7 protein-coding genes and 1 pseudogene are annotated in these 8,565 nt (G+C 64.0%); all 8 read left to right on the forward strand.

The window, feature by feature from the left end:
• The first annotated feature begins 56 nt into the window (after positions 1–56).
• Positions 57–878 (forward strand): aldo/keto reductase, encoded by an 822-nt coding sequence (locus CXQ88_RS06710; RefSeq protein ID WP_104043365.1) that lies wholly within the window; start codon positions 57–59, stop codon positions 876–878.
• 24 nt (positions 879–902) lie between these two features.
• A complete protein-coding gene (locus tag CXQ88_RS06715) occupies positions 903–1,874 on the forward strand; it encodes an aldo/keto reductase (RefSeq protein WP_104043366.1) in 972 nt (323 codons plus the stop codon).
• Complete coding sequence (locus tag CXQ88_RS06720; RefSeq protein ID WP_104043367.1) at positions 1,868–2,896, forward strand: SDR family oxidoreductase; 1,029 nt, start codon at positions 1,868–1,870, stop codon at positions 2,894–2,896. Before CXQ88_RS06715 ends, CXQ88_RS06720 begins: the two co-directional genes overlap by 7 nt.
• A 210-nt stretch (positions 2,897–3,106) precedes the next feature.
• The gene (locus tag CXQ88_RS06725; RefSeq protein ID WP_104043368.1) at positions 3,107–5,662 is read left to right on the forward strand and encodes a rhamnogalacturonan lyase; all 2,556 of its coding nucleotides are present in this window, start codon (positions 3,107–3,109) and stop codon (positions 5,660–5,662) included.
• A 32-nt stretch (positions 5,663–5,694) separates the two neighbouring features.
• Complete coding sequence (locus CXQ88_RS06730; protein WP_104043369.1) at positions 5,695–6,528, forward strand: aldo/keto reductase; 834 nt, start codon at positions 5,695–5,697, stop codon at positions 6,526–6,528.
• A gap of 133 nt (positions 6,529–6,661) precedes the next feature.
• The gene (locus CXQ88_RS06735) at positions 6,662–6,928 is read left to right on the forward strand and encodes a GlsB/YeaQ/YmgE family stress response membrane protein (protein ID WP_102977113.1); all 267 of its coding nucleotides are present in this window, start codon (positions 6,662–6,664) and stop codon (positions 6,926–6,928) included.
• A gap of 112 nt (positions 6,929–7,040) precedes the next feature.
• The gene (locus tag CXQ88_RS06740; RefSeq protein WP_104043370.1) at positions 7,041–7,496 is read left to right on the forward strand and encodes a hypothetical protein; all 456 of its coding nucleotides are present in this window, start codon (positions 7,041–7,043) and stop codon (positions 7,494–7,496) included.
• Between the two features lie 212 nt (positions 7,497–7,708).
• Positions 7,709–8,565: pseudogene (locus CXQ88_RS06745) on the forward strand (HNH endonuclease signature motif containing protein); the annotation flags it as partial.

Consider the following 8,565-nt stretch of genomic DNA (forward strand, 5'->3'; position numbering starts at 1 on the left):
CTTTCTCACGGTCGAGCCCACGGCACCCCTACCCGCACCTTTTGAGGAGCCTTCCCATGTCAGAGCTGACACTCAATAACGGCGTCACCATTCCCCAGCTTGGTTTTGGTGTTTTCCAGGTACCGCCGGAAGACACCCAGCGGACTGTGGAGGAAGCCTTCGAGGCCGGATACCGCCACATTGACACCGCCGCCGCCTACCGCAACGAGGCCGGCGTGGGGGCCGCAATCGCGGCCACCGGCATCCCGCGTAAGGATATCTTCGTCACCACGAAGCTCCGCAACGGCGAGCAGGACCGGGCCCAGGAAGCATTCCAGAACAGCCGCAAAGCACTTGGCCTGGATTACGTGGATCTCTATCTCATCCACTGGCCGGTCCCGTCGCAGGGCCTGTACGTGCAGGCCTGGAAGGAGATGGAGCGGCTGTACGAGAACAACCAGATCCGCGCGATCGGCGTCTCCAACTTCCTCGCCGAGCACTTGGATGAGCTCCTGGAATCCGCTGAGATCGTCCCGGCCGTGAACCAGGTCGAGCTGCACCCCAGCTACCAGCAGGCGGAACTGGCAGACAAATGCCGGAACCTGGGCATCGCAGTGGAGGCCTACAGCCCGCTGGGCCGGGGCGCGGACCTGAACGGAAATGCAGTAACCAGCATCGCCAACACCCACAACGCCACCACTGCCCAGGTGGTGCTCGCCTGGCACCTGGCGGCGGGAAACATCGTTATCCCCAAGTCCAGCCAGGCTGCGCGGATCCGGGAAAACTTCGCCGCTTCAGCCCTCACCCTTTCCGACGACGAGATTTCAGCCATCACGGCACTCGAGTCCGGGGCGCGCCTCGGGTCGGATCCCGCCGTCGCAACCTTCACGCAGCTGTAGAAAACCAAACTAAAGGACTTCACAATGCAGTACACCCAACTGGGCCGCTCCGGCCTGAAAGTCTCCCGGCTCTGCCTGGGCACCATGAACTTCGGTCCCCAGACGGAGGAAACCGAAGCCCACAGCATCATGGACTCCGCACTTGACCAGGGCATCAACTTCTTCGATACCGCCAACGTCTACGGCGGAGCCGGCCACCGCGGCTGGACCGAGGAAATCATCGGCCGCTGGTTTGCCAAGGGCGGCGAGCGCCGCGAGCGCACGGTACTGGCCACCAAGCTCTACGGAACCATGACGGACCGCCCCAATGAGTCAAAGCTGTCAGCGCTGAACATCCGCCGCGCACTGGACGCGAGCCTGAAGCGCCTGCAGACGGACTACATCGATATCTACCAGTTCCACCACATTGACCGGAACACCCCGTGGGACGAAATTTGGCAGGCCATCGAGGTGGCGGTCCAGCAGGGCAAGATCCTGTACTCGGGCAGCAGCAACTTCGCCGGCTGGCACATTGCCCAGGCGCAGGAGGCTGCCCGGAGGCGCAACTACACCGGCCTGGTCAGCGAGCAGTCCATCTACAACCTGTTCACGCGCCAAGTGGAGCTGGAAGTGATTCCCGCGGCCCAGCAGTACGGGCTGGGGCTCATCCCGTGGTCCCCACTGCAGGGCGGACTCCTGGGCGGCGTGCTGAAGAAGGAGCGGCAGGGCGTCCGGCGGACTGAGGGCCGGGCTGCCGAGACCCTGAAGAAGCACCATGACCAGATCCAGCAGTACGAGGACTTTGCCGAGGACCTGGGCAAGGAGCCCGGCGACATTGCCCTCGCCTGGCTGCTGCACCAGCCCGCCGTCACGGCACCTATCGTGGGGCCGCGGACCCAGGAACAGCTCGACGCCGCCATCCGGGCTTCGGACGTCACGCTCGATGCCGATGCGCTCAAGCGGCTCGACGACATCTTCCCCGGGCACCGGACGGCGCCGGAAGACTACGCGTGGTAAACCCACCCGTACATGGGGCCGAAACGGTGGCGCCGAGGAGCATTCTTTTCGTCGGCGGCACCGGGGTTATCAGCGCGACGGCGGCACAACGCGCCGTCGCGCTGGGTCACCGGCTGACAATCCTCAACCGGGGCCGGTCCACGCGGCCGGTCCCGGAAGGGGTGGAGACCTTGCACGCTGACGTCTGGGACGTCTCCGCTGTCCAGGAAGCGCTGGCAGGGCGCGAGTTCGACGCCGTCGCGGACTTCATCACCTACAAGCCCGACCAGGCCAAGGCAAGCCTCGATCTGTTCGCGGGCCGCACCGGGCAGTACGTCTTCATCAGCTCCGCCTCCGCGTACCAGAAGCCACCCACCCGGCTGCCCATCCGTGAGTCCACACCGCTGAAGAACCCGTTCTGGCAGTACTCGCGGGACAAGATTGCCTGCGAGGAACTGTTTTACGAGGCCTATCGGGAGCAGGACTTCCCCCTCACCGTGGTGCGTCCTTCCCATACCTACGACCGCACCAAGATCGCCATGGTGGGCGGCTGGACAGACATCCACCGGATGCGCGCCGGGCTGCCGGTCATGGTGCACGGCGACGGCACGTCCCTCTGGACACTCACGCACAGCAAGGACTTCGCCAAGGCTTTTGTGGGGCTTCTTGGCCGGCCACAGGCCGTGGGTGAAAGTTACACCATCACTTCTGACGAGTACCTGCCCTGGAACCAGATCTACCAGCTGTTTTCCCGGGCAGCCGGTGTGCCCGAGCCGGAGTTGGTGCACGTGGCTTCGGAAACCATCGCGGCCCACAGTGACGAACTTGGGCCCAACCTTTTGGGCGACCGCTCACACTCGGTGGTTTTCGACAACACTAAGATCAAGTCCCTGGTGCCGAACTACTGCGCCACAATCCCCTTTGCCGACGGAGCCAGGGAGATCGTGAACTGGTACGACGCCAATCCCGGGCTGCAGGTGGTCAACCAGCAGTTTATGGACCTGAGTGACCAGTTGATCGGATGGGCCCGCCGCGGAGCCTGACCGGGTTGGCACGCCGCGAGCGGACCAACCCGTGCTCCGCGGCGTGCCTGCCACGCTTCATCGCCGCACGTCCGGCCGCAGCTGCCGCCAAAATCTACAACGTTCTAAATACCCTCTTTCCTAGAGCGCCGCAAGGCTTGTTTACCCCCACCCCCACCACTAAGTTACTGGGGAAGCGTTTTCCCGTCCTCAAATTGAAAGGATTCACCGATGAATCCGAGCAAACACTCCGCCCGCCTACTCTCGGCAGGCACACTGGGTATTGCCCTCGCCCTCGGCTGCCTCTCCGCCCCGGCGTCCGCCGTCGAACGATCCCCCAAGCCCGGCGCCCCAGGCGTCCAGCTGGACCACCTCGACCGCGGCCTCGTTGCCGCCAAGACGTTGGAAGGGGTGTTCCTCAGTTGGCGCCTGCTCGGCCCCGAAGCAACCGGCTCCTCGGCCACCGGCCTGACCGGCACGGACTTCAACGTCTACCGGGACGGCCAGAAACTGGCAACGGTCACGGACAGCACAAACTACCAGGACACCGCTGGAACCGCAGCGTCTGAATACCAGGTGCGGGCCGTCGTCGGCGGCGTGGAACTGGACCGCAGCGCAAGCGCCACGTCCTGGGGCGGCAACTTCAAGGACATCCCGCTCAAGAAGCCGGCCGACGGCGTGACCCCCACGGGCCAGGCCTACACCTACGCCGCGAACGATGCCTCCATCGGCGACGTGGATGGTGATGGCCAGTACGAGTTCATCGTCAAATGGGACCCAAACAACTCCAAGGACGTCTCCCAGGTGGGCTACACGGGCAACACCTACGTTGACACGTACAAGGCAGATGGCACACTGCTCCACCGCATCGACCTCGGCGTGAACATCCGCTCGGGCGCCCACTACACCCAGCTCCTGGTCAACGACTTCGACGGCGACGGCCGCGCGGAGATGATGATGAAGACGGCGCCGGGAACCAAGAGCACCAACTTCAACGCCGACGGCAGTGTCGCCTCTGAGGGCTTCATCTCCCTGCTGCCGTCGGACATCCAGGCCGGCTACTCAAACTCCGACGACTACCGGATGAGCGCTGCCGACTACTACCAGCACATGGTGAAGACGTTCCAGCGCTGGACCGAGCACCCTGAAGTGAAGGCCGGCAACTGGCCCGCCACGCTGGAAGAAGCGTTCGGAATCGCGCCGAAGTACCAGTACCCGCTGTCCCAAACCGACGCCGAAGCTATGACCGACTACTTCATGGACGTCTACGCCCCGTCCCGCAGCGCACGGAACATGCTGCGCGCTTTCGAGGGCTTCATTGTCTCCGGCCCCGAGTACCTCACCGTCTTCGAGGGCGCTTCAGGCAAGGAACTGAAGACAGTTGCCTACGAGCCCGGAAGGCACGACGACGGCCTCATGTGGGGCGATTACGCCATGGCCCGCATTGAACCGGGCAACCGCGTGGACCGGTTCCTCGCCGGCGTCGCATACCTGGACGGCAAGAAGCCGGCAGCTGTGTTCGCCCGCGGCTACTACACCCGCAGCACGCTGGCTGCCTACACCTGGGACGGATCCAACCTCTCCCCCGTGTGGAACGTCGACTCCGGCTGGACGCCCATGACCAACCCGTTCAACGACGGCCCGCACGGCCGGAACGGCACCGACCCTGAGTTCGGAACGCTCACCACGCAGGGCTTCCACTCCCTCAGCGCCTCGGACGTGGACGGTGACGGCAAGCAGGAGGTTGTTTACGGTTCCGCCACCATCGATGACGACGGGTCGCTGCTCTACAGCTCCTTCGACACCATGCCGGCCGGCAGTGCCACGCCCGGCGAGGAGGCCCGCCTGGGCCACGGCGACGCTATGCACGTTACCGATATTGATCCCGCACGTCCGGGCAAGGAAATCTTCAGCGTGCACGAAGGCGGCGCCTATGCGCCTTACGGCTACGCGATGCGCGACGCCGGTACCGGTGAGTCACTTTTCGGCGCCTACTCCGGCAAGGACACGGGCCGTGGCATGATCGGCGACGTTGATCCTGCCGTTCCCGGCATTGAGAACTGGGCCATCGGCATGCAATCGGCCAACGGCGAGAAGCTGTCCCCCTCCAAAGCCCCGGGCACCAACATGAGCATCAGGTGGGCCGCGGACATGACCACGCAGCTCGTCAACGGTTCCGCGGACCAGACGCCCACCATCGACGACTGGAAGCGCGGCCGCCTCCTCACCGCCACTGATACCCGCACCAACAACGGCACCAAGGGCAACCCCAGCCTCGTGGCGGACGTAGTGGGTGACTGGCGCGAGGAACTGCTGGTGAGGACCGCGGACAGCTCGGCCCTGCGGATGTTCCTCAGCACCGAAGTGACCAACCACAAGCTCTACACCCTAATGCACGACCCCCAGTACCGTGCGGAAGTTGCACGCCAGAACACGGCCTACAACCAACCGGCCTACACGGACTTCTACCTCGCCTCCGACATGGACTTCGCCAATGTGCCACTGCGCGCTGCTTGGCTTCCGGGCAGCGTGAAGGCGCTGCAGCATGTGCTGGAAGACCTGGCCGAATCAGGGGACGTGGCAGGGCCTGTAGGCAGCCAGCTGACGGCCAGCATCCAGCAGGCTGCGAAGGCGGTTGAGGACGGCGACGCCGCCAAGGCCGGGCAGGCACTGCAGCGCTTCGTGACGTTCCTGGGCCAGCAGAAGGGCCCGGACAAGGTATCGGACACAGCCCGCGTTGCCCTGACCTACAACGCCGAAAACATCCTGCGGTCATTTGAGGGCTAGGACGGCCGAAGCATAAGGGAGAGACTGTTGCAATGACACTTGCACCGCTGATCAAACTCAATGACGGCTACTCCGTCCCGCAGGTGGGTCTCGGCACCTGGCCGCTGGACGACGATCAGGCGGCGACCGCCGTCGTACAAGCCCTGGAAGCCGGGTACCGGCACATCGATACTGCCGTGAAGTACGGCAACGAACAGGGCGTGGGCAACGGTCTCCGGGCCAGCGGTGTTGACCGGGACGAGGTGTTCATCACCACCAAGGTTGATGGCCAGTTCCAGGGCAACGACCGTGCAGTTGAAGGGCTGGAGGGGTCGCTAAAGCGGTTGGGACTGGATTACGTGGACCTGTTCCTGGTCCATTGGCCGCTGCCCCAGCGTGATGAGTATGTCTCCACATGGAAGACCTTCGAACGCCTGCAGGCGGAGGGCAAGGTCCGTTCCATCGGTGTTTCCAACTTCAAGCCCGCCCACCTGGAGCGGCTGATGGCGGAGACGAACGTGGTGCCGGCGGTGAACCAGATCCAGCTGAGCCCTGCCATCACACGCACTGCTGAACGGGAGTTTCATGACCGGCATGGGATTGTGACCCAGTCCTACAGCCCGCTGGGAGGAGATGGGGCTGGTCTTTTGAGCGCCCCAATCCTGTCCCAGCTGGGGGAAAAGTATGGCAAAACGCCCGGTCAACTGGCCCTTCGGTGGCTCGTCCAGAACGGAATTGTAACGATTCCGAAAACGTCCAATCCGGAGCGAATGCGGGAAAACCTGGACATCTTTGATTTCACCCTGGACCCGCAGGATCTAGCGGAATTGGCCATCCTCGATGAGGGACCTAACGCGGGCAACGATTCGGACGTCACAGGCCACTGAATCATCCCTGAAATGCGGTTTTCGTTAGAAACGGGGTTGGCAAATCAATAGTAAGCATGATTACTATTGAGGCAGAAGGATGAAGTGCCCCCGGGATCCGGAGGCCTCCTTTACTTAGGAAGAGGAACAAAAAATGGGATTCATTGCATTTCTAATTCTCGGACTTATTGCTGGTGCGATCGCTAAGGCGATCCTCCCGGGCCACCAGGGTGGCGGCTGGATCATCACCCTGGTCCTGGGCGTCGTTGGAGCACTCCTCGGCGGCTGGATTGGCGGTATGCTCTTCGGCACCGGACTGCAGGAGTTCTTCTCCCTGCAGACGTGGCTGCTGGCCATCGGCGGCGCACTTATCGTGCTGCTGGTGTACGGCATGATCACCAAGCGCGGCGCGCGTCGCTAACTAGCACGCCAGCCAGGGAAACCGGCCTGGGGACTACATCCCCGGGCCGGTTTTCCTATCTCCCGGCCTCTCTGGCCGGAACTGAAACCTTCTCACGGAGCAGGAGTTCATCATGAAAAACAAACTTCTTTTGGGCATCGGAATCGCCACCGGGTATGTTCTCGGATCGCGGTCCGGCCGGGCAGCCTACGACAAACTCAAGGCACGCGCTGCCGGCATCTGGGACAGCAAGCCTGTCCAGGACAAGGTGTCGGTGGCTACGGAGGCCATTAAGGAAAAGGCCCCCGAAGTTGCAGATCAACTGACCGAGGCGGCCCGCCGCGCAGGCACCGTCATCGGCTCCGCAATGCACCGTGACAGTTCGTCCGGGGACAGCAAGTCCTCAACGTCCGGCGACGCCACTACAGCGGGTGCCTCCGGCGGCACTGGTGGAACTACCGCCGGGACTGCGGGCGCTGCTACCACTGGCGTATCGGGCCTCGACGGTGGTCACATCCCTGCGCACAGCACCCACCCCGAGACGCTCCACCTGGACACGTCCAGCGGCGAACCGGAGTCCAAGGCGTAGTAAGGGACCCGCCCATTATGCGCGGGAGTCCTTGTGACAAGGGGCTGCAGCGCTGATGTGCTACAACTGGATGGTTTTGCTGGCCGTCGCGATCCTTGGGGGACGCGGCGGCCAGCGGCGTTTCCGCCTACAGTGCCACCTGGCGTGGCCCGGTTATCCACATAGCAACTTTTGCAAGCACTTTTGTCAGTGGTCTTTGGCAAAGTTGTCCTATGGAAGCCATTGGGGATCAGCTTGCGGAGTCCGGCGGTTCTACCGCCGTGCTTACGCGGGCTGGAACCAGTTCCGCCCGTGGCCCTGGAGCGTACGACGGCGGCTCTCGCCTGAGTCTTACCGGTCACCTTCGGATCGTTCCCGGCCATCCTGGCCCTCATGATGCTGGGCCGGACGAAGTCGCGCCGGATGAAGCTGGGCCCGAAGCTAGGGAAGCTGCGCCGGGTGAAGTCGCGCCCCTCGCCTCGGTCCCCGCGGCGGCTCACGTTGCTGAGTCGCTTAGCTTGGTGGAGGTTGGCCGGCTCCTGGCCGCTACCGCCGCTGCTGCACCTGCGGCCCTTGCTGCGGCTGACTATGTTGAAGCCGCTAATTTCGCCGGGCAGGTAGAGGAGCTCTCCCGGAGCGTGGAGTACCTGCAGGTCCTCGGTGCCGGGACTGTGGACCGCACCAGAACACAGGCCATTGCCGCCGCAGACGCCGCACGGGCCAGCCGCTCCCGGACGGGCAAGGGCTGGGTCACCGGCTGGGACAACGGCGTCGAAACCCTGCACGAAACAGACACCGCCTGGCCCGAAGGCTCAGCGGCAACTGGTTCAACCGCCAGCAACACAGCGACCAGTAGTTCGGGGGTCAGCGGCACCGGGGTCAGCGCTTCAATCACCAGCGGTTCAGTGGCCCGTGCCGTCGGGACCAGGACCGGGACGGTGGGGCAGGATCGGGTTGTCACGTCCCCGGCGGACGACGGGTGCGCCAACACCGCCGAGTTCCTCCGCCAGCGGCTGCGGATCGGCAAAAGCGAAGCCCACCGCCGGCTGGCCCTCGCCGCGGACATCCTGCCCGCCACCACCCTCACCGG

Origin of the sequence: Arthrobacter sp. ZGTC412, from assembly GCF_002929215.1 — a bacterium.
GTDB lineage: Bacteria > Actinomycetota > Actinomycetes > Actinomycetales > Micrococcaceae > Arthrobacter.

Excerpts from the sequence above, each read along its gene's own strand:
- CXQ88_RS06730 (WP_104043369.1), top strand. The coding sequence starts at position 5,695 with ATGACACTTGCACCGCTGATCAAACTCAATGACGGCTACTCCGTCCCG.
- CXQ88_RS06735 (WP_102977113.1), top strand. The coding sequence starts at position 6,662 with ATGGGATTCATTGCATTTCTAATTCTCGGACTTATTGCTGGTGCGATC.
- CXQ88_RS06715 (WP_104043366.1), top strand. The coding sequence starts at position 903 with ATGCAGTACACCCAACTGGGCCGCTCCGGCCTGAAAGTCTCCCGGCTC.
- CXQ88_RS06710 (WP_104043365.1), top strand. The coding sequence starts at position 57 with ATGTCAGAGCTGACACTCAATAACGGCGTCACCATTCCCCAGCTTGGT.
- CXQ88_RS06725 (WP_104043368.1), top strand. The coding sequence starts at position 3,107 with ATGAATCCGAGCAAACACTCCGCCCGCCTACTCTCGGCAGGCACACTG.
- CXQ88_RS06740 (WP_104043370.1), top strand. The coding sequence starts at position 7,041 with ATGAAAAACAAACTTCTTTTGGGCATCGGAATCGCCACCGGGTATGTT.